This window comes from Nitratireductor sp. L15S-10 (genome assembly GCF_045011005.1).
GTDB lineage: Bacteria > Pseudomonadota > Alphaproteobacteria > Rhizobiales > Rhizobiaceae > Nitratireductor.
This window is the reverse complement of the sequence record NZ_CP120674.1, coordinates 197,973-221,973: the sequence shown is the minus strand read 5'-3', so window position 1 is coordinate 221,973 and position 24,001 is coordinate 197,973. Positions and strand designations below refer to the sequence as shown.

Genomic DNA, 24,001 nt, shown 5'->3' with positions numbered 1-24,001 from the left:
TTTCTGCCGGCATGCTTCGATGAGCGTGGAAGCATTTTCAGGTTTTCTGTGTCAGACGTCCCAGAAGGGCTTAGCGCATTCGCGTTCCACATCACGGCGGGTGAGGCCGACATCGCGGAGCTGCTCGTCGGTGAGATCGGCGAGGTCTCGCCGCTGGCGGTATCGCTCCGAAGCAAGCGCGAGCCGGTAGAACCACGACAGGATCCACGTTCGGCGGATTTTGGCCTGTCCCACGGGGGGAATGATCGATCTCTCATATGCCCGCATCGCTTCTCTCCCTGTTCGTCGGTCCGAGAATAGCGCTTGTCGAACATTCATACTTTGGTTAGCATCGAACTATGAAAGCAGGAACGGATCTCGCCCAGATTGCAAGCCTTGTAGGCGATCCTGCGCGCGCCAACATGCTGGCGGCGCTGATGGGTGGCACAGCGCTCACGGCCAGTGAACTCGCCATGGAAGCCGGTGTCACTTTGCCGACAGCCAGTGCGCATCTTGCCAGGCTGTCAGATGGCGGCTTGCTGCGGATGACGCGGCAGGGCCGTCACCGCTACTACGCGCTGGCAGGCCATCAGGTCGCCGGTATGCTGGAATCGATAATGGGCGTGGCCGCGGAGCTTGGACCGCGAAAGGTTTTACCTGGTCCACGCGACACGGCCATGCGCGAAGCCCGGATATGCTATGACCATCTAGCGGGCGAGGCAGGCGTCGCCATGTTCGATGCGTTTGCCGCGCGTGATTTGATCGCGATTGAGGGTGACGAGGTTAACCTCACGACCAGGGGCGCCATCTATTTCTCCGGTTTCGGTCTCGACATCGAGGCTATGTTGGAGAAGCGCCGCCCGGTATGCCGCTCATGCCTTGACTGGAGCGTGCGGCGCTCTCATCTGGCTGGAAGCCTGGGGGCCGGGCTTCTCGATCGGTTTATCGCTTTGCGCTGGGTGCGGCGGGAGAAAGACAGCCGCGTCATCCGCTTTACCCCACCCGGACGCACCGCCTTCGAGAAATTGCTGCGCGAGGCTTGAGCCAGCGCGAAACGGAAACGTGGCCGTTTCCTTCCGCGTCTCTTTGCGCCATGGTCGCGCTTCACCGATGATTCCAACAACACTCTGCCGGGGACACTGATGAACACCGAATTGCTGCGCAGGCTTTGTGAGACACCGGGTGCACCGGGCCACGAAACGCGCGTCCGCGCCCTGATCGAAAAAGAGATCGATGGACTGTTCGATGAAGTGCGGACCGACCCGATGGGCTCGCTCCTGTGTGTGCGCAGGCCACGCAAGAAGGTGAAGGGCGACCCGCTCAAAATCATGCTTCTTTGCCACATGGACGAGATTGCCTTTCTCGTCACCCATGTGACCGAAAAGGGCTTCCTGCATCTCGACCCGGTGGGTGGCTTTGATCCGCGCAACCTGTTTTCCCGCCGCGTGCTCGTCTGTACCGAGAGTGGCGACTACAAGGGTGTGATGAACCCCGCCGGCAAGCCCATTCACATCCAGAGTGCGGAAGAGCGCAAGAAGGTGCCTGAGCCCGGTGACTTTATCGTCGATATGGGGCTCGGCGAAAAGGCGCGCGATCTCGTTCAGGTTGGCGACTTCGTGGTGATGGACGAACCATTCCTTGAGATGGGCGAGAAATTCGTCTCCAAGGCGCTCGACAATCGTGTCGCCTGCTGGCTCGGCATCGAGGCAATTCGCGCGCTTGAAGAAGCCGGCACGAAGCATAACTGCGAGATCCATGTGGCCTTCACCGCACAGGAAGAGGTGGGACTGCGCGGGGCGCGCACGGCCGCCTATGCGGTGAAGCCCGACATCGGGCTCGGCATCGACACCACACTCTCCTGTGATACGCCGGGCATTGGCGAGCACGAGGCGGTTACGAAGCAGGGACAAGGCTTCGGTCTTCACGTGAAGGATTCCTCCTTTATCGCCGACCAGGCGCTGGTACGCGAGGTCGAGCAACTGGCGAAGAAAAAGGCGATCCCCTATCAGCGGACCATCCTTGCCCGCGGTGGGCAGGACGGCGCGGCAGCCCAGCAGGCAGCCGCAGGCGCGCGCGCCGTGGGCATCGTGGTCGGTACGCGCTACATCCACACTGTCACCGAGATGATCGACCGCAACGACCTTCAGGCCGCGCTCGACATCATCGTCGCTTATCTCGGAGAAAACTGAACACCAGGCACCGCTGCGCCCAGACGAGCTGTGGCGCGGCGGCCACACCGAAACTGTTTGCTGCAACAAGACCCGATTTCAGCCATCAAACCGGCACAAATCCCGGCGAAATCCGATCGGCATTCACGGAGCGTTCACTTCGTGCGTGTATTTTTGGCCCGATACTTCACACAGGCGGTTTTGGAGGAGCCGCCACCGGTTGGACATGACCCATGGCTCTTATCATTCGACTCGCTGCCGTTCTTCGCGACTTCTTCGCCCCTCGCTATCATCCCGAGCGTCACTATATGCGTGGCCCCGGTCCCGCATGCCAGAAGCGTGGTGGCGGTTCCCCCACGGGTACACCGACTGCGGCCTGACGCTACCTATTCACAATATTTCACGATGACAGGCTCGCCTGCTTCAGTGCCGATCTCATGGCATGATCCGGCGGCGCATAGCCGCCAGCCGGAGCCTGTTGCGCCCGACGCCGCCAGTGCAAGCTGAACCCGCGGCGGCAGGGAGGGGCGATAGCGCCACCAGCCTTCTGAAAATCGTGCTTCGGGCGGTGGCTCCATGCCGGCACCCGAGCCCTGAACACGTGCCTCGATAATCTCAAGACCGGCGCGTGTCGCCCGCCAGTCTTCTTCCCAGCGGATTTTCTCCACCGAGTGTGTCCATGACAGGGTGAAAAGCGCAGCCCCAAGTGTGAGCGCCTTTCCTCCTGCCAGAACACATATGCTCATGTGTCGGCCTTCGTATCCGCCGGTGCCTGCGCTGCACGGGTGCGATACCAGTGCAGACCAAGGAAGATCGCTGCCAGCCCAAAGCCGAGTTCATCGGTTATCGGCAGCGCGGCAATGAGCGTGAACGCTGCCGCGGCTGCGAGAACGCGCTCCCAGATTGCCAGTTTCGCGCGCAGAAACCCGATAACCGCCGCGCCCCAGAGCGCAATGGCAAGCAACGCCTTGAAGACGATATAGGCGACCGCCGGATAATAGCCCCAGGCCTCCGCCAGCGGCCCGCCATCCTGCAGCATCAACGCCGGCGTGTAGACGGCCATGAAGGGGATGACGAAACCGGCGGCAGCCACCTTGATGGCCTCCATGGAAATCTTGAGGCCGTTCTCCCTGGCGATTGGGCCGGCGGCGAAGCAGGCAAGCGCAACGGGCGGCGTCAGGTCCGCCAGAATGCCGAAATAAAAGACGAACATGTGGCTGACGATCAGCGGCACACCAAGCGCCAGAAGCGCCGGGCCGGCGATCGACGATGTGATGATGTAGTTGGGAATGGTCGGGATGCCCATGCCCAGCACGATGCAGGTGATCATGGTCAGCACGAGCGAAAGGAAAAGGCTTGTCTCGCCCACGGAGACGATGAACTGGCCGAATGTGTTCGCAACGCCGGTCAGGGTCATGGTTCCGATAATGATGCCGACCACGGCGCAGGCCACGCCGACCGGAAGTGCCGTCTTGGCACCCTCAGCGAGTGAATCCCGACAGACAATGAGTGTCCTGCGCCCGCCATCGACAAACAGGTTGGCGATGATGAGTGCCAGGGCGGCGATCAGGATGGCCGTGATGCCATAGCGAAAGAAGCTTGCTGCAACGAGACCAAGGCCAACCCAGAAGATCACCCGCAGCACCTGCCCTGGAAGGCCGAGTGCGACCGAGCCGCCGAGAATAAGAAGCACTGTCAGCGAAAGGCCGATCGTGCCAGCGAAGAGCGGCGTGTATCCCGTGAACAGCAGATAGACCAGCACTGCCAGCGGCAGGATGAGGTACCAGCCTTTTCTCAGCGCGTTGCGGGCGGAAGGAAGCTCGGAGCGCGGCAGGCCATGCAGACCGTATTTGCCGGCTTCCAGATGCACCATCCAGAAGGCCGAGGCGAAATAGAGCACGGCGGGGATGATCGCCGCCTTGACCACCTCGTAATACTCCACACCCAGCGTCTCGGCCATGATGAATGCTACCGCGCCCATGACCGGCGGCATGATCTGCCCGCCCATGGAGGCGGTGGATTCCACGCCTCCGGCGAAGGCCGCGCGGTAGCCAAACCGCTTCATGAGCGGGATGGTGAACTGGCCGGTGGTGACCACATTGGCAACGCCGGAGCCGGAGATCGTGCCCATCAGGCCCGACGAAATGACTGACACCTTGGCCGCGCCACCGCGTGCATGGCCAACGAGGCCGAGCGAGACATCCGTGAAAAGCCTGATCATGCCGGCACGCTCCAGGAAGGAGCCGAACAGGATGAACAGGAAGATATAGGTGGCCGATACATAGATCGGTATGCCGTAAATGCCTTCCGTACCATAGGCCATGTGGTCGATGACCTGGCTGAAATCATAGCCGCGATGGTTGAGTGGCGCGGGCAGGTATTGGCCGAACAGGCAATAGGCGAGGAACGCGCCCGAGATTATTGGCAGCGCCGGTCCCATGAGCACATACGCGGCCGCAAAGACGGTGATGAGTGCGATCACGCCGAACACGATGTCGAGCGGCAGGGGATCGCCGGCCCGCAGAAGCAGCGGCTTGTATTCAACATACTGATAAAGCGCGACAGCTACACCGGCGAGCGCCAGCGCCCATGCCAGCGCCTTGATGGGAGGGGTGCTGTCACGCGCCTGCGCCACCAGCGGGAAAACCAGCAGTGTCAGGAAACCGACGTGGAAAGCACGGACCACCTGGCTTGGCAGGCTGATCACATGCGCGGCGGTGGCGATCTGGTACAGCGAGAACACCACGGCAATCCAGAACAGCAGCCGGCCGATGCGGTCCGCCCCGAATTCTCCGTGCGTATGGTCGTGCAATTCAGCCTCGGCCGGGCTCGCGGCCTGGCCAGTCTCTGTATTCGTCATCGGGCGCTCCGCTTCCCATGCTACGCGTCGGGGCCTTGCCGATTGTCCGCTCCCGCGCATCGCATGCGGGAGGGCTCGACATCTCGGGCCTTCCTGTCACGCCCCCAAGAGGAGAGTGACAGGAAGGCCCCGTCGATTGACGGGGCCTTTGCGTATTGGATTAGAGCAGGCCTTTTTCTTTGTAATAGCGCTCGGCACCGGGGTGCAGGGGCAGCGGCAGGCCCTTGGGACCATTCTCTGCGGAGATCGCCTTGGCTGCAGCGTGTGCGGCCACCATATCGTCGAGGTTTTCGAAGAGCTGCTTGGTCATCTGATACGCGACCTCATCGGAAACATCCGAATGGGTAACGAGAATGTTTGTGATGGCCAGCGTTGGCACATCCTCGCTCTGCCCCTCATAAGTGCCGGCGGGAATGGTGGCGGCAATGAATGGGGCACCGAGCGTCTCGGCAACGCTGTTGGGCACGGACACGATCGTTACCGGAAGCGAAAGCGCGAGATCCTTGATGGACGCAACGCCAAGACCGGCCGACTGGAGCGTCGCATCGAGCTGGCGGTTCTTGATCAGTTCAACGGACTCACCGAACGGCAGATACTCCGTCTTGCCGAGATCGTCATAGCTCATATCCATGGCGCCGAAGATGCGCTGGGCGTTGAGCTCGGTGCCGGATTTCGGCGCACCGACGGAAAGACCCTTGCCCTTCAGGTCGGCGAATTCCTTGATGCCGGATTCCTGCGACGCAACGATCTGAATATAGTTGGGATAGATTGCGGCGATGGCGCGCAGCTTGTCGAGTTTCTTGTCGAAGCCTGCTTCTGCATCGCCTTCCCAGGCTGATTTGACGGAATCGCCAAGTGCAAATGCGATCTCGCCACGGCCCTGCTGCAGCAGGTTCAGGTTCTCGACCGAAGCCTTGGTTGACTGCACCTGCGTGCGCACGCCGTCGATTTTTTCGCCATAGATTTTGGAAAGCTGTGAGCCGAGCGGGTAATAGACGCCCGAAGTGCCGCCGGTCAGCACGTTGATGAAGTCCTGCGCCATGGCGCCGGCAGGTGCAAGGCTCAGCGATAACGCCACGGCACCGGCTGCGAGATACTTCCTGCTTGCATGTAACATTACGTCTCCTCCGCAATATAGCTGCTCCGCAGGCACCACCGCCTGCGCTGACTCTGACTGTAGACAACCGCGCCCTTTTGCCAACCGGAAAGCGACAGGCAACAGGGTTGAACGGCCCTGGAAAGCCGATAATCGGACAGGATATTGCGCGCAACCCCCTGCGTGTGGGCAATCAACCGGCGTCCCTTAGACCAAAGTATAGGGTGCGGTGTGGTTACGCGTGGAGAGGAACCGAATGTCAGGCGATCCCGGTCGAACCGAACCCGCCGGCGCCGCGCACGGTGTCGCTGGCATGGCTGCGCTCTTCCAGCCGGACCTGAACCACCGGGGCAATCACGAGCTGCGCAATCCTGAGGCCGCGCGTGATGGCGAAGTCATCTTCACCATGGTTGATCAGCAGGACCTGAACCTCACCGCGATAGTCCGCGTCGATGGTGCCAGGTGCGTTGAGACAGGTAATGCCATGCTTGAGCGCGAGACCCGAACGCGGCCGCACCTGCCCTTCGAGACCCTCTGGAAGTTCGAGGATGAAGCCGGTGGGGACCAGCACCCGCTTTCCCGGAAGCAGAACGATGCGGCGGTCTTCCGAGACGGCTGCGCGCAGGTCCATACCGGCAGCGGCGGCACTCTCATAGGCCGGCAGCGGCAATCCCTCCCCGTGAGGCAAACGGACAATGCCGACATTGGGGCCGATAACGGGCATGGAGGAAACGGTGTTCGACATGGCTTGATCCTGTGCGCTGCAGTCCGGGGGGGCGATGATCACGACCCTTTCCGTCTGGCGCGTTTTGCCGATGAATTCAACCGTGGCGTGGCGGCCAGACGGATCTCTGCACCATTATATGGGTAAGGAAGCGGCCACTTTCTGTTCGACACGCGCCCTGCCGCTTGTTACAAGCGCCCGGCCTCAGGAAAACCATATCAAGATGACCGACAAAATCGCCGATGCGGTGGCCCGCCGCCGCACCTTCGCAATCATTTCGCACCCGGACGCGGGTAAGACCACGCTGACCGAGAAGCTGCTTCTTTTTGGCGGCGCCATTCAGCTTGCCGGCGAGGTGAAAGCGAAGAAGAACCGTGTCCAGACCCGTTCGGACTGGATGAACATCGAGCGCGAACGTGGCATCTCCGTCGTCACCTCGGTAATGACGTTCGAGTATGGCGATCACGTCTTCAACCTGCTCGATACGCCAGGCCACGAAGATTTTGCCGATGACACCTATCGCACGCTGACGGCGGTCGACAGCGCGATCATGGTCATCGATGCAGCCAAGGGCATCGAGCCGCGCACGCTGAAGCTGTTCGAGGTGTGCCGCCTGCGTGACATCCCGATCGTCACCTTCGTCAACAAGCTCGACCGCGAAAGCCGCGACCCGTTCGAGATCCTCGATGAGATCGAGCAGAAGCTGGCGCTCGATACGGCACCCATCACCTGGCCGATTGGCAGGGGCAAGAGCTTTGCCGGCACCTACAATCTTGCCAACAACACGATGCGCCGCTCGGATGACGATGTGGAGCCCATCGCCGTCAACGGGCCGGAATCCGATGAGGTTGCCGGACTCCTGCCCGAGCATGAGCGCGAGATGCTGGTGGAAGAGATGCTGCTCGGCAAGGAGGCGTGCCGTCCGTTCGATGTTCAGGCCTTCCGTGAGGGGCACCTGACGCCGGTTTATTTTGGGTCGGCGTTGCGCAATTTCGGTGTACGCGACCTGATCGAAGCGCTTGGCACTTTCGGTCCTGCGCCGCGCGCGCAGGATGCGGATTCGCGCAGGGTGGAAGCGACGGAGGAGAAGATGACCTCCTTCGTTTTCAAGATCCAGGCCAATATGGACCCCAATCACCGCGACCGCATCGCCTTCGTGCGCGTGTGCTCCGGCAAGCTCCAGCGCGGCATGAAGGCCAAGCTGGTGCGCACCGGCAAGCCGATCAGCCTGTCGGCACCGCAGTTTTTCTTCGCCAAGAGCCGCATCACCGCAGATGAGGCCTTCGCCGGCGACGTGGTGGGCATTCCCAATCACGGCACGCTGCGCATCGGCGACACGCTGACCGAGGGCGAGGAGCTGCTGTTTCGGGGCGTGCCCAATTTCGCGCCGGAAATTCTCCGTCGCGTCCGGCTTGGCGATGCCATGAAGGCCAAGAAGCTCCGGGAGGCCCTTCAGCAGATGGCCGAAGAGGGCGTGGTTCAGCTCTTCACACCGGAAGACGGGTCGCCCGCCATTGTCGGCGTGGTCGGAGCGTTGCAGCTTGATGTGCTCAGGGAGCGGCTCAAGGTCGAATATTCACTTCCGGTGGATTTCGAGATGGCTCGCTTCAGCGTGTGTCGCTGGATTTCGTCCGATGAGCCAGGCGAAGTGGATCGATTCATAGCCAGTCATCGCGGCGACATTGCGCGCGATCTGGACGACGATCCGGTGTTTCTTGCGCCGCACGAGTTCGGTCTGAACTACGAGGCCGACCGCTGGAAAGCCGTACGCTTTGCCACGGTGAAGGACTACCAGACACGCAAGGCGGCCTGAGTGGACAGGTTTATCTCGCGGCTCTCCTGATAGAGGTATTTTCCTCATTCTGTCGCTTTTTGGGTATGAAATTCCAAGCGCGAATAGAGAATAGCGCCTAGATGAGGTTCATCTAGGCGTGTGCGGGTTGCTATCCTGCAGCGTCAGGAACACCAATCGCGTTTCATCTCACCCAGGAGGAGAGAACGATGAGCCTTCGCATCAACGACACAGCGCCGGATTTCAGCGCCGAGACAACTCACGGGACCATCAATTTTCACGACTGGATTGGCGACGGGTGGGCCGTGCTCTTCAGTCATCCGAAGGATTTCACGCCGGTCTGCACGACCGAGCTCGGAACGATGGCTGGGCTCGAGGGTGAGTTCAAAAAGCGCAATACCAAGATCATCGGCATTTCGGTCGACCCGGTCGAGGATCATGTCCGCTGGAAGGACGACATCAAGAAGGCCACGGGCCATGCCGTCGATTATCCGATGATCGGCGACAAGGATCTGAAAGTCGCCAAGCTTTACGACATGCTGCCGTCTGATGCAGGCGAAAGCTCCGATGGTCGTACCGCAGCCGACAACGCGACGGTGCGCTCGGTTTATGTCGTGGGTCCGGACAAGAAGATCAAGCTTGTGCTGACCTATCCCATGACGACGGGCCGGAATTTTGCGGAAATCCTCCGCGCAATTGATTCCATTCAGCTCACAGCCAGGCATCAGGTGGCGACGCCCGCCAATTGGCAGCAGGGCGAGGATGTTATCATCACACCGGCCGTTTCCAACGAGGATGCGGTGAAGCGCTTCGGTTCGTTCGAGACCATTCTGCCCTATCTGCGCAAGACGAAGCAGCCTGCAGGCTGATCCGTTCGCAGGAGAGGTATCGAGAACATCCGCCCCGGAAGCATTGTTGCTTCCGGGGCTCTTCATGTGCGCGCCAGGCCCGGCCTTGTCTTCAAAGCGACACGCTGTCACGGTCTCATGATTCCATATGAAACCGTTTCAGGAGTCCGCCATGCGCCGCCCCGCTCTTTCACTGATCGCCCTCCTCGCAATCGGTTCCCCGACTTATGCGGCAACGCTTGAGATCGATCTGCCCGATGCGGAAACCGTGGAGACCGTCACGGTAACCTATGCGTGCCCGGACGGCGATATCGACGCCACTTATTATAATGCTGAAGACACTTCGCTTGTGGTGGTCACGATCGACGGCGGCCCGGTGGTGATGAGCAGCGTTCTTGCCGCCTCGGGTGTCAAATATGCCGGTGGCCCCTATGTCTGGTGGACCAAGGGTGACGATGCCGATCTCTACGATCTGATGAAGGGTGAGGACGCGGAGCCGGTGTCCTGCGCCGCAAAAAACTGACCTGACCGGCGGCGAAAGTAAACCATTAGGTTGACTATCTGGGTTGTGACTGATAGGTAAACCACATGGTTGAATATCAGTCACCCCATCTCGATGCCGTTTTCCACGCCCTGTCGGACCCGACCAGGCGGGCCATGCTGCACCGTCTTTCCGGCGGTGAGCAAAGTGTCTCGCAACTGGCGCAGCCCTTCGACATGTCGCTGGCCGGCGCCTCCAAACATGTGAAGGTTCTGGAAGGGGCGGGCCTCGTCAGCCGGCGCGTGGACGGCCGCACCCATTATTGCCGGCTGGAGGCAGCGCGGCTTGCCGAAGCACAGGCGTGGTTCCGCTACTACGAACGCTTCTGGTCCAACCGGCTCGACAAGCTGCAGGCGATCCTGGAAGCGGAGGATCGGGAGAGTTCCGCCGGAAGAGAGTGACGTGCCGCCCCCTCAGCCACCTCAACCTTTGAGAGGAAGATGATGAGACAGATCGAAGAAAGTGATTATGGCGTCGCCACGGCACCCAATGAGGTGCGCTTCGAGAGATCTCTCCCGGGCCCTGTCGAACGCGTTTGGGCCTATCTGACCGAGGCGGACAAGCGCCGGCAATGGCTGGCGGGCGGAGAGATGGAGCCGCGTGCAGGCGGTTCCGCAAAACTCCTGTTCCGCCATTCCGAATTCACCGACGAGGACCCGCCCGAGGCCTATAGGGAGATGAATGAGAAGGGATTTCTCTCCGAGGGGCGGATCATTGCCTGGGATCCACCGCGGCATCTGGCCATGACCTGGCCGGGAGACGGTGCCGATAGCCAGGTAGAGTTCGAGCTCTTTCCCGAGGGCGACAGGGTTCTCCTTGTCGTGACCCACAAACGCCTTGCGGACCGGGACGAGATGATCAATGTCTCCGGTGGCTGGCATGCCCATCTGGCTGTTCTGGAAGCGGTGCTCGCAGGCGAGAAGACGCCGCGCTTCTGGTCGCAAATCGTGGAGCTGGAAGCCGCATACACCGCACGCTTCAACGAACGGTGAGACCCCTTTCGCTATTGGCACCAAGGAGCATGACATGAACGTTTCCGCTACGCCGCCCAAGGCTGGCGCCCAGCCCGACACAGCACCGAAGCTCGCCGGCGGGCGCAATATCGCGATGAAGGTGCCACCGCATCAGTATGACGAGACGGTACGCTTCTACCGGGACGTACTCGGCATGGAGCAGATCGAGGAGCTTCTGCCCGCTGTCGGCTTTCGCTTCGGAGCCAACCAGCTCTGGATCGACAAGACCCCTGGTATGAGCCAGTCGGAACTCTGGCTGGAAATCGTGACTGACGACACCAAGGCCGCCGCCGCTCGGCTGGAAGCGGCAGGCATCGCGCGCTGTGACGAAATTGAACCGCTGGGCGAAAATTTCGACGGGTTCTGGATATCGAGCCCCGCCCAGATCATCCATCTGGTCGACCATAAATCCGGCGCCTGGTGAAGACGATATGTTGAAAATAGCTCTGATGAGCATCCTTGTGGACGACCAGGAGAAGGCAGAGGCATTTTACACGGATGTGCTGGGCTTCCGGAAGAAGCAGGACTTTCCAGCCGGCGGCGCCCGCTGGCTGACGGTGGTTACACCGGGAACCGAGAACGGCACCGAGTTGCTTCTGGAACCCATGGGATACGACTTCGCGCGCACCTACCAGAAGGCGCTTTATGATGCCGGCATACCCTGTACGACTTTTGCCTGCGAGGACGTGCAGGCAGAGTATGAGCGGCTGAAAGCGCGCGGCGTGGTGTTTCGCGCAGAGCCGACCCGGATGGAGGGGATGCCCACCATCGCCGTGTTTGAGGATACGTGCGGCAACCTCGTTCAGATGTTCGAGGCATCTTGAGAAGAAAGGGCGGACACAAGGCGTCCGCCCTCCATTCAGTCTGACGTCAGAACTTCGCGCCTTCGCGGATGAACGTCCCGGCATTCAGTTCGTTGAACGCCTGCACCAGTTCCTGGCGCGTGTTCATGACGATGGGACCGTGCCAGGCGACGGGCTCCTGGATGGGCTTGCCCGAAACGAGCAGAAAGCGGATGCCTCGTTCGCCGGCCTGCACCACCACTTCGTCGCCCGTGTCGAAAACCACGAGCGTGCGGTCACCGCTCATGTCGCGCAGATGCACTTCCTCGCCTGCGACCTCCTTTTCGACCAGCACCCCGAATGGTTTCGAGGCATCGCGGAACGTGCCGGAGCCTTCGAAGATATAGGCGAATGCGCTACGGTAGGTGTCGACCGGCAGGACCTTGCGCTTTCCCGGCGGCACCCAGACATCGAGATATTGCGGATCAGCCGCAATACCATCGACGGGACCACGCTTGCCCCAGAACTCACCGACCACGACACGCACGCGCGTCCCGTCATCGTCGATCACTTCGGGAATGTCGCCGGCTTTCACGTCCTGATAGCGTGGCGTCGTCATCTTCTCGCTCGATGGCAGGTTGGCCCAGAGCTGGAAGCCGTGCATACGGCCCTGCCTGTCACCATGCGGCATTTCCTGATGGAGGATACCGCTGCCGGCCGTCATCCATTGCACATCCCCGGCGCCAAGTGAGCCGGCATTGCCGAGACTGTCTGCATGATCTACGCTGCCCGCCAGAACATAGGTGATTGTTTCGATGCCGCGATGCGGATGCCAGGGAAAGCCGGCCTGATAGTCTTCCGGCCGATCGTTGCGGAAGTCATCGAGCAGAAGGAACGGATCGGCCAGCTTCGGATCGCCAAAGCCGAACGCTCGGTCAAGTCGAACACCTGCACCTTCCATCGTGGGCTGGGCCTGCGAAATCTGCTTTACGGGACGAATGGACATGATCGTCTCTCCATCTGTTGCTTGGAGCAAAGATAGTGCGTGCCTGCGGTTATGACATCCGCGACAGCGAAGACGCGCTGTTTACATATTGGAGACAATCGGCGGCATTGACGCTGTGCGTGGTCCAATGCTCTGGTCACGCCAGAACACGATTGTCGGGCGGTCCTTGTACTCGGTGCGCGCTTTTTCAACAAAGCCGAGGCGCTCCGCGAGCCTGCGTGACGGAGCGTTCTCCTCATCGATGATGCAGGTAACGGTTTTGTCCCGGTGTGCTCGCGAGCACCAGGAAAACACGGCTTCCATGGCTTCTTTCGCATAGCCTCTGCCGTGGACCTCCGGCAGGAAGACCCATCCGGCCTCCAGCGTGCCTTCAACAGAAGGGGTAATAGCGCGCCGTGCTTCCTGAACACCGGCATCGCCCAGAAAAGCACCCGTCGCCTTCTCCGTTACGGCAAAATAGCCGAAACCCACCAGATCCCACATGCCCCGATGCATGGCGAGACGGCGCCAGGCATCTTCACCGGTGAGTGGTTTGCCCGAGGTAAAGCGCGTGGCCTCCGGCAGCGACCAGAGGTGGGCGAAGGCATCGAAATCGGTGCTGGAGTGTGCACGCAGCAGGAGGCGCTCCGTTTCAAGTACCGGGGTTTGCAGGGTCATTCTTTCGGTCCAAGCCGATCGGCGATCAGTAGTGCCAGGCGTTCGGCAACGTCGTCCTTGCCCATCTCCGGCCATTCATCGTGTCCGTCCTGGCTGACGATCACCACGCTGTTGCGGTCGCCACCCATCACGCCACCGGGACCGACGCCGCTGTCATGCGAGACGTCGTTGGCGACGATGATGTCGGCGCCTTTCTTGTTCAGCTTTGCGCGCGCATTCTTGAACAGATCCTGCGTTTCGGCAGCGAAGCCGATGACGAGCGCCGGGCGCTTTTCATGATGCCCGATCCCCGAAAGGATGTCGGGATTTTCGGTGAGCTCGAGCGTGGGAGCGCCCTGTCCGGGTTTCTTCTTGATCTTCTCGGCGGTCTCGACAGCCGGACGCCAGTCGGCGACGGCAGCGACGAAGACCCCGGCATCTGCCGGAAGTGCGGCTTCCACCGCTTCGCGCATCTGGCGTGCCGTCTCCACATGGGTGGTCGTGACACCCTGCGGGTCCGGAATGGAAACGGGGCCCGAAACGAGGTGAACCGATGCCCCGAGGCGGGCAAGTGCCGCAGCGATGGCGTGTCCCTGTTTGCCCGAAGACCGGTTGGCAATGTAGCGAACCGGGTCGATCACCTCATGGGTTGGTCCCGAGGTAACGATCACCTTGCGCCCCGCAAGCGGCTTTTCGCCGGTGTCGAGCAGGGCCTCTATGGCTGCCACGATCTCCAGCGGCTCGGCCATGCGACCTTCGCCTGCTTCGCCGCTTTCGGCCATCTCTCCCCGGTTGGGGCCGACAAAATGCACGCCGTCTTCCCGGAGCGTCCTTGCATTGCGCTGCGTGGCCGGGTGCTCCCACATACGGGGGTTCATGGCGGGCGCCAGGAGAACAGGCTTGTCGGTGGCCAGCAGCACCGTCGAGGCGAGGTCATTGGCCTGACCGGTGGCGAGCTTTGCCATCAGGTCGGCTGTCGCGGGCGCGACGACGAGAAGGTCGGCCTCGCGCGAAAGACGGATATGGCCGACATCGTGTTCGTCCTGACGGTCGAACAGATCGGTGAAGACGTGGTCTGCCGAAAGCGCGCCCACGGATAGCGGGGTGATGAACTCCTGTGCGGCCTTTGTCATGACGCAACGCACGCTCGCCCCGCGCTCGCGCAGGCGGCGGATCAGGTCGAGGCATTTATAGGCTGCGATGCCGCCCCCGATCAGAAGCAGGATGCGCGTTTTGCGAAGGGTCTGCTGGGGGGCTGTCATGGATGCAGGCTCTCTTACGACGGCTTCATGGCTGGCTCGATATCGGTATGAACGAAATCGTCGCCCTTGAAAAGAAGCGGCAGGTTAGCGCTGCGGGCGAGAGCGTAAGCGAAGCAGTCTCCAATGTTGAGCGCGGCTTTGTGGCCGGTGCCCGGACCATAGATCGCGTAGGCCCTGCGTGCGATGCTCAATTGCCGGTCGTCGAAGTCGATCGTTTCCACGTCGAGAGCCTTGAGCAGTGTGTTGAGGCGCGCGGTTCCTTCGATCATCGCAATGTGCCTTGCAACGCAATGCGCTTCGAAGGTGGTGGTGCTGCTGATAAGGATTCGTTCGGCATGTACGAAAGCCTGACGAAACATGTCCGCATCCGCATCGCCGTTCAGAACGGCGATTAGCGCCGACGTGTCGACGACGAATTTCGCTTCACAATGTACGGCCATTCCAGATCTCGTCGGTGATGGCTTTCAGATTGAAAGGGCCGATGGGGCTCATCGAGACCGATTCGATCAGCTCGATGCGATGACGGATTTTCTGAGTGCGGGTATTCTGGTGAGGCTGTACACTTTTTGCGAGTATGCGACGGACCTCTTCCTCCATCGAGACGTCGTTTTCGGCGGCGCGTTTTTTTAGAGCGCGCCGCACCTTCTCGTCCACATTTCGAATGGTCAGTGTCGCCATTGTTACTCCGTTACAAAACACTTCAGCCTTAACGCAGCGGCAGGCATGTTGCATGCCTGCCGCATTCACGTCTGGGCATAACCCAATGACAGCATGACTGTCAGTGCTGGCGTTGCATTATGCACACTTCTTCGGCGTGGAATAATGAGGCGAATCCGTGTCTTAGGTGTGGTTTGCTAGCATTGCTGTCATTGCCTTCAGGGTAAGCCTGGCGCGACTGAAGGCCGATGCTCGGACGAACGGATACGGGCTGGATGGGATCAGGAGATCTGCCACGCGATAACGGCAAGCGCAATCGCGATCACCCACAGGGCGAAACGCCCGCCGCGTGAATGGCGGGCTTCTGCCCTGCCAATCGCTTCGGCGGTCTCGGGATCAAAGCGCAAACCCTTCTGGGCCATCGTGTCGATCTCACGGGAGAGGCGCTCCGTACGGGCGGCCAGATCCGGGGCCTGACGAACGAGCGCGACGAGCGCCCCCACGCCTTCGCCTGCATCCCTTATGATGCCGCGTGGCCCGAGATTGGCGGCGATCCAGTCGGACACCACCGGCTCGGCCGTCTTCCACATGTTGAAATGCGGATCGAGCGTGCGCGCCACACCTTCGACCACCACCATGGTTTTCTGCAGCAGCAGCAGCTCCGGGCGGGTCTGCATGTCGAAGAGTTCGGTGACTTCGAAGAGAAGTGTGAGAAGGCGCGCCATGGAAATGGTCTCGGCAGACTGGCCGTGGATCGGCTCACCAATGGCGCGCAGCGCCTGCGCAAAAGCGGCGACGTCGTGGTGCGCCGGTACATAACCCGCCTCGAAATGCACCTCCGCCACCCGGCGGAAATCGCGGGTAATAAAACCGTAGAGGATCTCGGCCAGGAAATGCCGCTCCTTGCGTCCAATCCGTCCGGTGATGCCAAAATCGACGGCAACGATCGTGCCGTCATCCTCGACAAACAGGTTGCCGGGATGCATGTCCGCGTGAAAGAAGCCGTCGCGCAGTGTATGGCGCAGGAAGGACTGGATCAGCGTTCTGGCGAGCGCTTCGAGGTCGTGACCTGCTTCCCGCAACGCGTCGATGTCCGACATCTTCGTGCCGTTGACCCATTCGAGTGTCATCACATCGCGACCGGTGCGCTGCCAGTCGACAGCCGGAACGCGGAAACCCGGGTCGTCCCTGGTGTTTTCCTGTATCTCTGAAATGGCAGCGGCTTCCAGCCGCAGATCCATCTCGATCTTCGTCACCTGCGCCAGCGTCTCCGCCACCTTCACAGGCTTGAGACGACGCGTGGACGGCATGAACCGTTCCTGCAGGTGTGCAGCCAGAAAATAGCTTTCGAGATCGTTCTGAAACCGGCGCCTGACGCCGGGTCTGATGACCTTCACGGCCACCTTCCGGGGCTCTGATCCACCGGCATCAACAAGCGCCTCGTGCACCTGAGCAATGGAAGCGGCGGCAACAGGCCCGTCGAACTGCACAAAGAGCTCCTCAACCGGTCTCCCGAGCGAAGTTTCTATGGCCGCCCGCGCCTGGGTCTCCGGGAACGTATCCATCCGGTCCTGAAGGCGGGAGAGGTCCCGAGCCATGTCATGGCCGACGACATCAGGTCGGGTTGCCAGGAACTGACCGAGCTTCACATAGGAGGGCCCCAGTCGGTTCACCGCCTGCGCAAGTCGTTCAGGGCGGTCGCGTCGTGCCGAACGACGCCGAGACATCAGCTTTGCGACACGCCAGCCAAAGCGCGGCATGCCTTCCAACTGGTCGCCCGGCATGGCCGCAACCACACCTTCGCGAATGAGAATCCAGCCCGCGCGTGCAAGCCTCAGATATGCGCCGACCGTACTCATGAATATGCCGTCAAATCTTCCAGCCGGAGTGCAGGGCGGCGATCCCGCCAGTATAATTGCGCCATGTCACGCGCGAGAAGCCCGCATTTGTGATCATCGCGGCAAAATTCTGCTGGTTTGGGAACTTGCGGATGGATTCGATCAGATACCGATAGGGCTCGCCGTCGCCTGTCACCGCCTGCCCGATGCGCGGAATCGCATGGAAGGACCAGTTTTCATAGACCTTGTCGAGGAGCGGCATTTCGACTTCGGAAAATTCGAGGGACAGAAAGCGCCCGCCGGGTTTCAGAACGCGAAAAGCCTCATCCAGTGCCCGGTCGATGTGCGGCACATTGCGAATGCCAAAGGCAATCGTATAGGCGTCAAAACTGTTGTTCTCGAAAGGCAGATCTTCTGCGTTGGCTTCGACGAAAGTCAGATTTTCGGCAAAGCCTCTCTTTTCGGCGCGTTCGCGTCCGACTTCCAGCATCGAGCCATTGATATCGAGCACGGTCACGTCCGCATTGCGGCGGGATGCCTCGACGATACGGAAGGCGATGTCACCCGTGCCACCGGCCACGTCAAGGGCGCGATAGCCCAGTCGCTTCGAAGGTGCGAGCCATGAAATCATGGCATCCTTCCAGGCCCGATGCAGCCCGGCGGACATGAGGTCGTTCATCACGTCATAGCGTTTTGCAACGCGGTGGAACACCGTGTTGACCAGACCCTGCTTCTCGTTCTCGTCAACCTGACGAAAACCGTAGGCCGTCTCCATGCCGCCCTGGGCGGTGGTACGTTGATCTGACATCATCACCCTTTCGAAATCGCCGGGACCATAGCTCATTGCCGCTTCTGGCGCTATTGTCAAAAGCGCGATGAACAGCCGCGCCGGCGGACTGGTTAAAACGGAGCGCACATGGTCCCAAAAGCCGAGCTTCACTGTCATATCGAAGGTGCTGCCTCGCCTGAGCTTGTTTTGTCCCAGGCCCGCAAATATGGCGTCGATACATCCGGCTTTCTTCGTGACGGGGCGTATCACTGGTACGATTTTACGAGTTTTCTGGCCGCTTATGACGCCGCGGCGAACCTCTTTCGAAGCGAGGAGGATTACGCGCTTCTGGCCGAGGATTACTTGACCGGCCTGTGGCGCGAAGGGGCCGTTTACTCGGAGATCTTCACCTCACCCGATCATGCCGAACGCGCCGGTTTGTCCCGCATGGACTACACAAATGCCCTCGGCGAGGGGATTGAGCGGGCGCGGGCGAAAACCGGCATCGAGGGAAGGATCATCGTCACGGGCGTGCGTCATTTCGGTGCGGCTGCGGTTGAGGATGCGGCCCGGTTTGCCGCCGCCTGCAGGCATCCTCTGGTGACCGGTTTCGGCATGGCTGGAGACGAGCGTTTCGGCAATGTGCGTGACTATGAACATGCATTCGAGATCGCCCGCGAGGCCGGGTTGGGCCTGACTGTCCATGCCGGGGAGTTCGGTGGCTGGGAGAGTGTGGAGGCAGCGCTCAACCATATTCGCCCCGCGCGCATCGGCCATGGCGTGCGCGCCATCGAAAACCCCGATCTGGTGCGCCGGCTCGCAGACGAAGGTGTGGTACTGGAGGTATGTCCGGTCTCCAACATCGTGCTGAAGGTCTACCCCGATTACGCCAGTCACCCGCTACCAGACTTGCTCGAGGCTGGGTGCCGCGTCACCCTCAACTCGGATGACCCGCCGCATTTCCATACTTCGCTCGGTTACGAATATCACGTGGCACGGGAGCATTTCGGCCTGGACGATGCGACCTTGCGTAGCCTCACGCGTACGGCCATAGAGGCGGCTTTTGTCGACGATGCCACCCGCAGACGCCTGCTCGATGCTCTTGAAGACAAAACTGTGGCTCAATGAGGCATGCGGTATGCTGAAACGTTCGTGTTGGTTAGTATCGGCAACAAGAAACCAGCATCCGGGGAACTTCACATGCAGGGCGTGACTGTCGTCGACCACCCGCTTGTCCAGCACAAGCTCACAATCATGCGCGACAAGGAGACGTCGACGGCCGGCTTTCGACGTCTTCTGCGCGAGATTTCGCTATTGCTGTGTTATGAGGTCACGCGTGATCTCGAACTCACCACCAAGCGAATAGAAACACCTCTTCAGCCCATTGATTCGCCAACGCTGGAAGGAAAGAAACTCGTGTTCGCCTCGGTGCTGCGTGCCGGGAACGGACTCCTGGACGGCATGCTCGATCTAGTACCGGCAGCGCGTGTAGCGCATGTGGGCATGTATCGCGATCATGAAACGCTGGAAGCGATCGAGTATTTTTTCAAGGCGCCGAGTGATCTCGGTGACCGGCTGGTGATCGTGGTCGATCCGATGCTGGCGACGGCCAACTCCGCCATCGCCGCCGTTGATAAACTCAAGGAGCGGGGCGCCACCAATCTGCGCTTCCTGTGCCTGCTGGCAGCCCCGGAAGGTGTTGAGAACTTCCGGAGATCCCACCCCGATGTGCCGATTTTCACAGCTTCAATAGACGAGCGCCTGAACGAGAAGGGCTATATCGTGCCCGGTCTCGGCGATGCAGGTGACCGCATGTATGGGACCAAGTAACCCACACTTAACCAACCGGAATGGTTGTCGGCGCCGTTAAGCGAATGATCGGCGGTGGTTCTTATGGTTCTTCCAGCAGCAAACTGGAAGGAACAGATGTTTCGCAAGATGATCATGCTGGGGGTGGTGGCTGGCGCTGCAGGGGGCGTTCCCGCTCTCTATCAGAGCAATCCGGAGTTCTACCGGGAGCTGCTGCACGCGGCGTTGACTTTGAGCGCGAATGAAAACCCACAACAGGTCGCAGCCTCGCGCCCTGCTTCCAGTCCCTTGCCGATGAACAGCGAAACGTCGGTTCTTCTGGGCAGGAAGGTCAGCATCACTGCCGATGAGACGGGTCATTTCGTGGGGCGGTTCAAATTGAACGGTCGTGAGCTGAGTGCGATGATTGATACGGGTGCGACCTATGTGGCGATCAACCGGGATACCGCGCGCCGGATCGGAGTATCTTTGAACTCCTCTGACTTCAAATATGAAGTGAACACGGCCAACGGCAAGGTACGCGCGGCGGCGACGACGATCGATAGCCTCCAGATTGGCCGCATCTATGTAGAAAACATCGATGCGGTGGTGCTCGATGATCGGGCGCTGGACAAGATCTTGATAGGTATGAGCTTTCTTGACCGTCTTGCCCGCTTTCAGGTGGAAAACCGGGCGCTGGTGCTCGAACAATAGAAAGACTTTGATTCCACAGCCCGATCTGCTTCAAATCTCTGCCGTTACCCGACGCAGGATCGTTTTGCGCGTACGCGGTTTCGCATCAGTGATGTCGTAGGCGCTGCTCACAATGCGCGCTGCGCGCCGGGCGCTTTCTTCCGATGATGCATGCACCATGCAGAGCGGTTCGCCATGTTTCGTTTCGGCCCCAAGAGGCAAAAGATCGGTGAAGCCGACGGAATGATCGATCGTGTCCTGGGGAGTTCGCCGACCGCCACCGAGCCCGATCACACCAATGCCAACCGCACGCGCGTCAATCGCGCTCACAAAGCCATCATTCGCAGCAGGAACGGGGAGGGTTACAGACGCACGAGGCAGATGCTTGTCCGGATTTTCAACAAAGTCACCCGGTCCGCCAAGCGCGGACACCATCTGGCCGAATCGTTCTGCAGCACGCCCGCTCTCGAGCGCTTCATGGGCCCGGTCGTAGGCTTCGCGCGTGGTTGTCGCGATGCCGGAGGCAAGCAGCATCTCGCTGGCAAGCGCCAGTGTGACGTCCTCCAGCCTGCGGTCGCGCTTCTCGCCCGTGAGAAAGTCGACCGCATTGACAACTTCCACCGCATTGCCGGCGGCGGATGCGAGTGGCTGGTTCATGTCGGTTATGAGCGCGGAGGCCGAAAGGCCCGCTTCGCCCGCAACGCGCACCAGATTTTCGGCTAGCTTGCGCGCCGCACGGGCATCGCCCATGAAGGCGCCATTGCCGGACTTCACATCGAGCACCAGCGATGAAAGGCCGGCGGCCAGCTTCTTCGACAGGATGGAGGCGGTGATGAGCGGGATCGATTCCACCGTGCCGGTAACATCGCGCACGGCATAGAAGCGCTTGTCGGCAGGCGCGAGATCGCCCGTCTGCCCGATGATCGCGCAGCCCACCTTGCGCACCGTTTCGGCAAAGCGTTTCTGGTCTGGCTGGCTCGTGTAACCGGGGATGGAATCCATCTTGTCGAGCGTGCCGCCGGTGTGGCCGAGGCCGCGTCCGGAGATCATCGGCACAAAGGCGCCGCAGGCCGCCACGATGGGGGCAAGCATGAGGGAGACATTGTCACCTACACCGCCGGTGGAATGCTTGTCGGTCACGGGGCCAGGCAGGTTCGACCAGTCGAGCACGCTGCCGGAATCGCGCATGGCGAGCGTGAGGGCCGCCCCTTCCGCGGCATCCATGCCGTTCAAAAGAACTGCCATGGCGAGCGCCGCGATCTGCCCCTCGCTCCATGAACCATCTGCGAGTCCGGCGGTGAACGCGCAGATTTCCTCGCCTGTCAGCGCCTTGCCGTCGCGCTTCCTGCGGATGATTTCCTGAGGGAGCATTTGATCCTCAGCCTACCGGCAGGCCATCGGCGCACAACTGGCCGAGAATGGTGGCGAGCCGCTGCCCGCCAATGGGCGCCATGTCCTTCGTTTCCTGATGCGAAAGCTCGCCTGCGCTCATCCCGGCCCCAAGATTGGTGATAACCGAACAGGCCGCGACACGAAGCCCGAGATAGCGCGATAGAATAACCTCGGGAACCGTCGACATGCCGACAGCATCGGCCCCCAGAGTGCGGGCCATGCGGATTTCCGCCGGTGTTTCGAAGGTCGGGCCGGAGAACCACATATAGACGCCCTTGTGCAATTGCGTGCCGGTTTTGCGCGCGGCGTTCTCAAGGCGCGCGCGCAGGCCCGCATCATAGGCCTCGCTCATGCCCACGAACCGGCGGTCGCTGCCTTCACCGATCAGCGGGTTGGCGCCCGAGAAATTGATGTGATCCTCGATCAGCATGACCGAGCCAGGCGGCATGTCTTCGCGCAGGGATCCGGCGGCATTGGTGAGGATGAGCTGCGTGATGCCTATGCCCCATAAGGTTTCGAGCGCCGGGCGCATGGCGGCGGGATCGCCGTGCTCATAGTAGTGCGCGCGGCCTGCGAGCATCAGGACCGGAGTACCGGAAAGCCGGCCCGCGACGATCTCGCCCGCATGGCCCGTCACGCCGCTTTGCGGAAAGCCCGGTAACTCGGAATAGGAGATGCGCACGGCATCCTCCACATCATTGACAAGCCCGCCGAGCCCTGAGCCCAGCACAAGAGCAAGCTGCGGGGCAAGCCCGTTGAGCCGCTCGGTCAGACGGTCCACGGCCTGTTTCATTTGCCATCCTCGAAGCTGAAACCGCGTGGAAAGACCGCCGAGAACGGCACCGTTTCCAGAACACCTCCGGTATCGCACAGGTGCAGCACCGCATTCTCCGTAGCGAATTCCGCCAGCCGCTGCCGGCAGCCGCCGCAGGGCATGATCTTCGGCATCTTTTCTGCCACGAGGGCGATCTCCGTGACGCGGCCGCCGCCCGCCATGACGAGATGGCCGAGCGCGGTGGTCTCCGCACACCAGCCTTCGGGATAGGAAGCGTTTTCGATGTTGCAGCCGGCGTGAATGGCGCCGGTCTCGGTTTTCACCGCAGCCCCCACGGGAAAGCGGGAATAGGGAGCATAGGCGTTCTTCATTGCCGCGCTGGCGGCGGAAAACAGATCTTCGGCGCTCATCAACGCTCCTTCACATAGGGCACGCCGCCGGCGCGCGGTGGCACGGCCTTGCCGATAAAGCCGGCCAGAAGCACCACGGTGAGAATGTAGGGCAGCGCCTGCATGAACTGCACCGGCACCTGGCCGATCAAGGGCAGGGGCGTGCCCTGAATGCGGATGGCGAAAGCATCGAGGAAGCCGAACAGGAGGCAGGCGAACATGACCGGCACGGGTTTCCACTTGGCGAAGATGAGAGCGGCCAGCGCGATGAAGCCGCGCCCCGCCGTCATGTCCTTCACGAAGCCGGCATTCTGCGCCAGCGACAGATAGGTGCCGGCCATGCCGGTAAGGATGCCGGTGCAGATGACAGCGCGGTAGCGCAGCCATGAGACGGAAACGCCTGCCGTGTCGACCGCTGCCGGGTTTTCACCCACCGCCCGGAGCCTGAGGCCGAAGCGGGTGCGGAACAGCACCCACCAGGTGAAGGGCACGAGCAGGAAGGCCGCGTAGGTGAGAAGCGAATGGCCGGAGATGAGTTCGGAGTAGATGTCGCCGAGGATCGGCACATCGCGCACCGCCCCTGCAAAGGGGAGTTCGACGGCGCCAAACCGGGCGTCGCCCGGCAGCGAGGGTGTGCGCCCACCCTGCCGGAACCATGCCTGGCCCAGAATGATGGTCGAGCCGGCGGCAATGAAGTTGATGGCGACGCCCGAGACGATCTGGTTGCCGCGATGGGTGATCGAAGCAAAGCCATGCACGAGCGCGAGGAAGACCGAGATCAGCATGGCCGCCCCAAGCCCGGCCCAGGCAGAGCCGGTGACGGCCGCCGCCGCGCCGGCAGCAAATGCGCCGGCCAGCATCTTGCCCTCAAGGCCGATGTCGAACACGCCCGACCGCTCCGAATAAAGCCCGGCGAGCGCGGCCAGCAGGAGCGGTATGGACAGCCGCACGGTGGAATCGAGAACGAGGATCAGGGAATGAAAGAAATCCATC

At 61.1% G+C, this 24,001-nt stretch carries 29 protein-coding genes; 13 read left to right on the top strand and 16 right to left on the bottom strand.

All coding sequences use genetic code 11. From position 1 onward, the window contains the following. Window positions 1-51: 51 nt before the first annotated feature. Window positions 52-267: a DUF1127 domain-containing protein gene (locus tag P2W41_RS01035; protein WP_404934057.1), complete on the bottom strand. Its 216-nt coding sequence runs from the start codon at window positions 265-267 to the stop codon at window positions 52-54. 71 nt (window positions 268-338) lie between these two features. Here P2W41_RS01035 and P2W41_RS01030 point away from each other — a divergent pair, with 71 nt between their 5' ends. From P2W41_RS01030 to P2W41_RS01020, 3 genes are all read left to right on the top strand, one after another. Beyond that, window positions 339-1,022, top strand: coding sequence for a helix-turn-helix transcriptional regulator (locus tag P2W41_RS01030; RefSeq protein ID WP_292898351.1), 684 nt, complete (start codon window positions 339-341; stop codon window positions 1,020-1,022). Between the two features lie 99 nt (window positions 1,023-1,121). Then, window positions 1,122-2,168 (top strand): M42 family metallopeptidase, encoded by a 1,047-nt coding sequence (locus P2W41_RS01025; protein ID WP_404934056.1) that lies wholly within the window; start codon window positions 1,122-1,124, stop codon window positions 2,166-2,168. A gap of 212 nt (window positions 2,169-2,380) precedes the next feature. Next, window positions 2,381-2,527, top strand: coding sequence for a hypothetical protein (locus P2W41_RS01020; RefSeq protein WP_292898353.1), 147 nt, complete (start codon window positions 2,381-2,383; stop codon window positions 2,525-2,527). Between the two features lie 6 nt (window positions 2,528-2,533). Here the strand turns inward: P2W41_RS01020 and P2W41_RS01015 are convergent, their stop codons facing one another. From P2W41_RS01015 to dut, 4 genes are all read right to left on the bottom strand, one after another. Next, window positions 2,534-2,893, bottom strand: coding sequence for a DUF1850 domain-containing protein (locus tag P2W41_RS01015; RefSeq protein WP_292898354.1), 360 nt, complete (start codon window positions 2,891-2,893; stop codon window positions 2,534-2,536). Continuing rightward, window positions 2,890-5,007: a TRAP transporter permease gene (locus tag P2W41_RS01010; RefSeq protein ID WP_404934055.1), complete on the bottom strand. Its 2,118-nt coding sequence runs from the start codon at window positions 5,005-5,007 to the stop codon at window positions 2,890-2,892. Before P2W41_RS01010 ends, P2W41_RS01015 begins: the two co-directional genes overlap by 4 nt. A 160-nt stretch (window positions 5,008-5,167) precedes the next feature. After that, entirely contained in the window at window positions 5,168-6,124 is a 957-nt protein-coding gene (locus P2W41_RS01005) for a TAXI family TRAP transporter solute-binding subunit (RefSeq protein ID WP_404934054.1), read from the bottom strand. Between the two features lie 238 nt (window positions 6,125-6,362). Beyond that, entirely contained in the window at window positions 6,363-6,848 is a 486-nt protein-coding gene (gene dut / locus P2W41_RS01000; RefSeq protein ID WP_292898357.1) for a dUTP diphosphatase, read from the bottom strand. A 202-nt stretch (window positions 6,849-7,050) separates the two neighbouring features. Between dut and P2W41_RS00995 the strand changes: the two genes are divergently transcribed. The 7 genes from P2W41_RS00995 to P2W41_RS00965 all read left to right on the top strand — a co-directional run bounded on the left by P2W41_RS00995 (window position 7,051) and on the right by P2W41_RS00965 (window position 11,845). Further along, complete coding sequence (locus tag P2W41_RS00995; RefSeq protein ID WP_404934053.1) at window positions 7,051-8,640, top strand: peptide chain release factor 3; 1,590 nt, start codon at window positions 7,051-7,053, stop codon at window positions 8,638-8,640. A 188-nt stretch (window positions 8,641-8,828) separates the two neighbouring features. Beyond that, window positions 8,829-9,488: a peroxiredoxin gene (locus P2W41_RS00990; RefSeq protein WP_292898359.1), complete on the top strand. Its 660-nt coding sequence runs from the start codon at window positions 8,829-8,831 to the stop codon at window positions 9,486-9,488. Window positions 9,489-9,639: 151 nt separating this feature from the next. Then, on the top strand, window positions 9,640-9,990 hold the full coding sequence (locus P2W41_RS00985) for an MliC family protein (protein ID WP_404934052.1): 351 nt from the start codon (window positions 9,640-9,642) through the stop codon (window positions 9,988-9,990). A gap of 65 nt (window positions 9,991-10,055) precedes the next feature. After that, window positions 10,056-10,409 carry an ArsR/SmtB family transcription factor gene (locus P2W41_RS00980; RefSeq protein ID WP_404934051.1) on the top strand — a complete coding sequence of 118 codons (354 nt, stop codon included), beginning with the start codon at window positions 10,056-10,058 and terminating at the stop codon, window positions 10,407-10,409. A gap of 42 nt (window positions 10,410-10,451) precedes the next feature. Then, complete coding sequence (locus P2W41_RS00975; protein WP_404934050.1) at window positions 10,452-11,000, top strand: SRPBCC family protein; 549 nt, start codon at window positions 10,452-10,454, stop codon at window positions 10,998-11,000. A gap of 34 nt (window positions 11,001-11,034) precedes the next feature. Then, a complete protein-coding gene (locus P2W41_RS00970; RefSeq protein ID WP_292898363.1) occupies window positions 11,035-11,445 on the top strand; it encodes a VOC family protein in 411 nt (136 codons plus the stop codon). 25 nt (window positions 11,446-11,470) lie between these two features. Then, entirely contained in the window at window positions 11,471-11,845 is a 375-nt protein-coding gene (locus P2W41_RS00965) for a VOC family protein (protein ID WP_404934049.1), read from the top strand. A 46-nt stretch (window positions 11,846-11,891) separates the two neighbouring features. Here P2W41_RS00965 and P2W41_RS00960 read toward each other — a convergent pair whose 3' ends face one another. From P2W41_RS00960 to ubiE, 7 genes are all read right to left on the bottom strand, one after another. Beyond that, window positions 11,892-12,809 carry a pirin family protein gene (locus P2W41_RS00960; protein WP_292898365.1) on the bottom strand — a complete coding sequence of 306 codons (918 nt, stop codon included), beginning with the start codon at window positions 12,807-12,809 and terminating at the stop codon, window positions 11,892-11,894. Window positions 12,810-12,890: 81 nt separating this feature from the next. Next, window positions 12,891-13,466 carry a GNAT family N-acetyltransferase gene (locus P2W41_RS00955; protein ID WP_404934048.1) on the bottom strand — a complete coding sequence of 192 codons (576 nt, stop codon included), beginning with the start codon at window positions 13,464-13,466 and terminating at the stop codon, window positions 12,891-12,893. Continuing rightward, on the bottom strand, window positions 13,463-14,707 hold the full coding sequence (coaBC, locus tag P2W41_RS00950) for a bifunctional phosphopantothenoylcysteine decarboxylase/phosphopantothenate--cysteine ligase CoaBC (RefSeq protein ID WP_404934047.1): 1,245 nt from the start codon (window positions 14,705-14,707) through the stop codon (window positions 13,463-13,465). The genes P2W41_RS00955 and coaBC overlap by 4 nt, the downstream gene beginning before the upstream one ends. Window positions 14,708-14,721: 14 nt before the next feature. Then, window positions 14,722-15,147, bottom strand: a complete 426-nt coding sequence (locus P2W41_RS00945) for a type II toxin-antitoxin system VapC family toxin (protein ID WP_404934046.1) — start codon at window positions 15,145-15,147, stop codon at window positions 14,722-14,724. Beyond that, on the bottom strand, window positions 15,131-15,385 hold the full coding sequence (locus P2W41_RS00940) for a FitA-like ribbon-helix-helix domain-containing protein (RefSeq protein WP_292898369.1): 255 nt from the start codon (window positions 15,383-15,385) through the stop codon (window positions 15,131-15,133). Before P2W41_RS00940 ends, P2W41_RS00945 begins: the two co-directional genes overlap by 17 nt. Before the next feature lie 260 nt (window positions 15,386-15,645). Beyond that, window positions 15,646-17,223 (bottom strand): 2-polyprenylphenol 6-hydroxylase, encoded by a 1,578-nt coding sequence (ubiB, locus tag P2W41_RS00935; RefSeq protein ID WP_404934045.1) that lies wholly within the window; start codon window positions 17,221-17,223, stop codon window positions 15,646-15,648. 10 nt (window positions 17,224-17,233) lie between these two features. Further along, window positions 17,234-18,010 carry a bifunctional demethylmenaquinone methyltransferase/2-methoxy-6-polyprenyl-1,4-benzoquinol methylase UbiE gene (gene ubiE, locus P2W41_RS00930; RefSeq protein WP_404934044.1) on the bottom strand — a complete coding sequence of 259 codons (777 nt, stop codon included), beginning with the start codon at window positions 18,008-18,010 and terminating at the stop codon, window positions 17,234-17,236. 108 nt (window positions 18,011-18,118) lie between these two features. Here ubiE and P2W41_RS00925 point away from each other — a divergent pair, with 108 nt between their 5' ends. From P2W41_RS00925 to P2W41_RS00915, 3 genes are all read left to right on the top strand, one after another. Beyond that, window positions 18,119-19,099 (top strand): adenosine deaminase, encoded by a 981-nt coding sequence (locus P2W41_RS00925; protein ID WP_292898371.1) that lies wholly within the window; start codon window positions 18,119-18,121, stop codon window positions 19,097-19,099. Window positions 19,100-19,171: 72 nt separating this feature from the next. Beyond that, window positions 19,172-19,801: a uracil phosphoribosyltransferase gene (gene upp / locus P2W41_RS00920; protein WP_292898372.1), complete on the top strand. Its 630-nt coding sequence runs from the start codon at window positions 19,172-19,174 to the stop codon at window positions 19,799-19,801. 96 nt (window positions 19,802-19,897) lie between these two features. Continuing rightward, window positions 19,898-20,473, top strand: coding sequence for a TIGR02281 family clan AA aspartic protease (locus P2W41_RS00915; protein ID WP_292898373.1), 576 nt, complete (start codon window positions 19,898-19,900; stop codon window positions 20,471-20,473). 30 nt (window positions 20,474-20,503) lie between these two features. Here P2W41_RS00915 and deoA read toward each other — a convergent pair whose 3' ends face one another. From deoA to P2W41_RS00895, 4 genes are read right to left on the bottom strand one after another with little or no spacing between them, the layout of a single operon-like run. Continuing rightward, window positions 20,504-21,823, bottom strand: a complete 1,320-nt coding sequence (deoA, locus tag P2W41_RS00910; RefSeq protein WP_404934043.1) for a thymidine phosphorylase — start codon at window positions 21,821-21,823, stop codon at window positions 20,504-20,506. Window positions 21,824-21,830: 7 nt separating this feature from the next. Next, complete coding sequence (locus tag P2W41_RS00905) at window positions 21,831-22,637, bottom strand: purine-nucleoside phosphorylase (protein WP_404934042.1); 807 nt, start codon at window positions 22,635-22,637, stop codon at window positions 21,831-21,833. Continuing rightward, window positions 22,634-23,029: a cytidine deaminase gene (locus P2W41_RS00900; protein ID WP_404934041.1), complete on the bottom strand. Its 396-nt coding sequence runs from the start codon at window positions 23,027-23,029 to the stop codon at window positions 22,634-22,636. Before P2W41_RS00900 ends, P2W41_RS00905 begins: the two co-directional genes overlap by 4 nt. Continuing rightward, the gene (locus P2W41_RS00895; RefSeq protein WP_292898377.1) at window positions 23,029-24,000 is read right to left on the bottom strand and encodes an ABC transporter permease; all 972 of its coding nucleotides are present in this window, start codon (window positions 23,998-24,000) and stop codon (window positions 23,029-23,031) included. The genes P2W41_RS00900 and P2W41_RS00895 overlap by 1 nt, the downstream gene beginning before the upstream one ends. Window position 24,001 lies beyond the last annotated feature (1 nt).

Coding starts and splice junctions, on each gene's coding strand:
- P2W41_RS01035 (WP_404934057.1), bottom strand. CDS start 267: ATGCGGGCATATGAGAGATCGATCATTCCCCCCGTGGGACAGGCCAAA.
- P2W41_RS01030 (WP_292898351.1), top strand. CDS start 339: ATGAAAGCAGGAACGGATCTCGCCCAGATTGCAAGCCTTGTAGGCGAT.
- P2W41_RS01025 (WP_404934056.1), top strand. CDS start 1,122: ATGAACACCGAATTGCTGCGCAGGCTTTGTGAGACACCGGGTGCACCG.
- P2W41_RS01020 (WP_292898353.1), top strand. CDS start 2,381: ATGGCTCTTATCATTCGACTCGCTGCCGTTCTTCGCGACTTCTTCGCC.
- P2W41_RS01015 (WP_292898354.1), bottom strand. CDS start 2,893: ATGAGCATATGTGTTCTGGCAGGAGGAAAGGCGCTCACACTTGGGGCT.
- P2W41_RS01010 (WP_404934055.1), bottom strand. CDS start 5,007: ATGACGAATACAGAGACTGGCCAGGCCGCGAGCCCGGCCGAGGCTGAA.
- P2W41_RS01005 (WP_404934054.1), bottom strand. CDS start 6,124: ATGTTACATGCAAGCAGGAAGTATCTCGCAGCCGGTGCCGTGGCGTTA.
- dut (WP_292898357.1), bottom strand. CDS start 6,848: ATGTCGAACACCGTTTCCTCCATGCCCGTTATCGGCCCCAATGTCGGC.
- P2W41_RS00995 (WP_404934053.1), top strand. CDS start 7,051: ATGACCGACAAAATCGCCGATGCGGTGGCCCGCCGCCGCACCTTCGCA.
- P2W41_RS00990 (WP_292898359.1), top strand. CDS start 8,829: ATGAGCCTTCGCATCAACGACACAGCGCCGGATTTCAGCGCCGAGACA.
- P2W41_RS00985 (WP_404934052.1), top strand. CDS start 9,640: ATGCGCCGCCCCGCTCTTTCACTGATCGCCCTCCTCGCAATCGGTTCC.
- P2W41_RS00980 (WP_404934051.1), top strand. CDS start 10,056: ATGGTTGAATATCAGTCACCCCATCTCGATGCCGTTTTCCACGCCCTG.
- P2W41_RS00975 (WP_404934050.1), top strand. CDS start 10,452: ATGAGACAGATCGAAGAAAGTGATTATGGCGTCGCCACGGCACCCAAT.
- P2W41_RS00970 (WP_292898363.1), top strand. CDS start 11,035: ATGAACGTTTCCGCTACGCCGCCCAAGGCTGGCGCCCAGCCCGACACA.
- P2W41_RS00965 (WP_404934049.1), top strand. CDS start 11,471: ATGAGCATCCTTGTGGACGACCAGGAGAAGGCAGAGGCATTTTACACG.
- P2W41_RS00960 (WP_292898365.1), bottom strand. CDS start 12,809: ATGTCCATTCGTCCCGTAAAGCAGATTTCGCAGGCCCAGCCCACGATG.
- P2W41_RS00955 (WP_404934048.1), bottom strand. CDS start 13,466: ATGACCCTGCAAACCCCGGTACTTGAAACGGAGCGCCTCCTGCTGCGT.
- coaBC (WP_404934047.1), bottom strand. CDS start 14,707: ATGACAGCCCCCCAGCAGACCCTTCGCAAAACGCGCATCCTGCTTCTG.
- P2W41_RS00945 (WP_404934046.1), bottom strand. CDS start 15,147: ATGGCCGTACATTGTGAAGCGAAATTCGTCGTCGACACGTCGGCGCTA.
- P2W41_RS00940 (WP_292898369.1), bottom strand. CDS start 15,385: ATGGCGACACTGACCATTCGAAATGTGGACGAGAAGGTGCGGCGCGCT.
- ubiB (WP_404934045.1), bottom strand. CDS start 17,223: ATGAGTACGGTCGGCGCATATCTGAGGCTTGCACGCGCGGGCTGGATT.
- ubiE (WP_404934044.1), bottom strand. CDS start 18,010: ATGTCAGATCAACGTACCACCGCCCAGGGCGGCATGGAGACGGCCTAC.
- P2W41_RS00925 (WP_292898371.1), top strand. CDS start 18,119: ATGGTCCCAAAAGCCGAGCTTCACTGTCATATCGAAGGTGCTGCCTCG.
- upp (WP_292898372.1), top strand. CDS start 19,172: ATGCAGGGCGTGACTGTCGTCGACCACCCGCTTGTCCAGCACAAGCTC.
- P2W41_RS00915 (WP_292898373.1), top strand. CDS start 19,898: ATGTTTCGCAAGATGATCATGCTGGGGGTGGTGGCTGGCGCTGCAGGG.
- deoA (WP_404934043.1), bottom strand. CDS start 21,823: ATGCTCCCTCAGGAAATCATCCGCAGGAAGCGCGACGGCAAGGCGCTG.
- P2W41_RS00905 (WP_404934042.1), bottom strand. CDS start 22,637: ATGAAACAGGCCGTGGACCGTCTGACCGAGCGGCTCAACGGGCTTGCC.
- P2W41_RS00900 (WP_404934041.1), bottom strand. CDS start 23,029: ATGAGCGCCGAAGATCTGTTTTCCGCCGCCAGCGCGGCAATGAAGAAC.
- P2W41_RS00895 (WP_292898377.1), bottom strand. CDS start 24,000: ATGGATTTCTTTCATTCCCTGATCCTCGTTCTCGATTCCACCGTGCGG.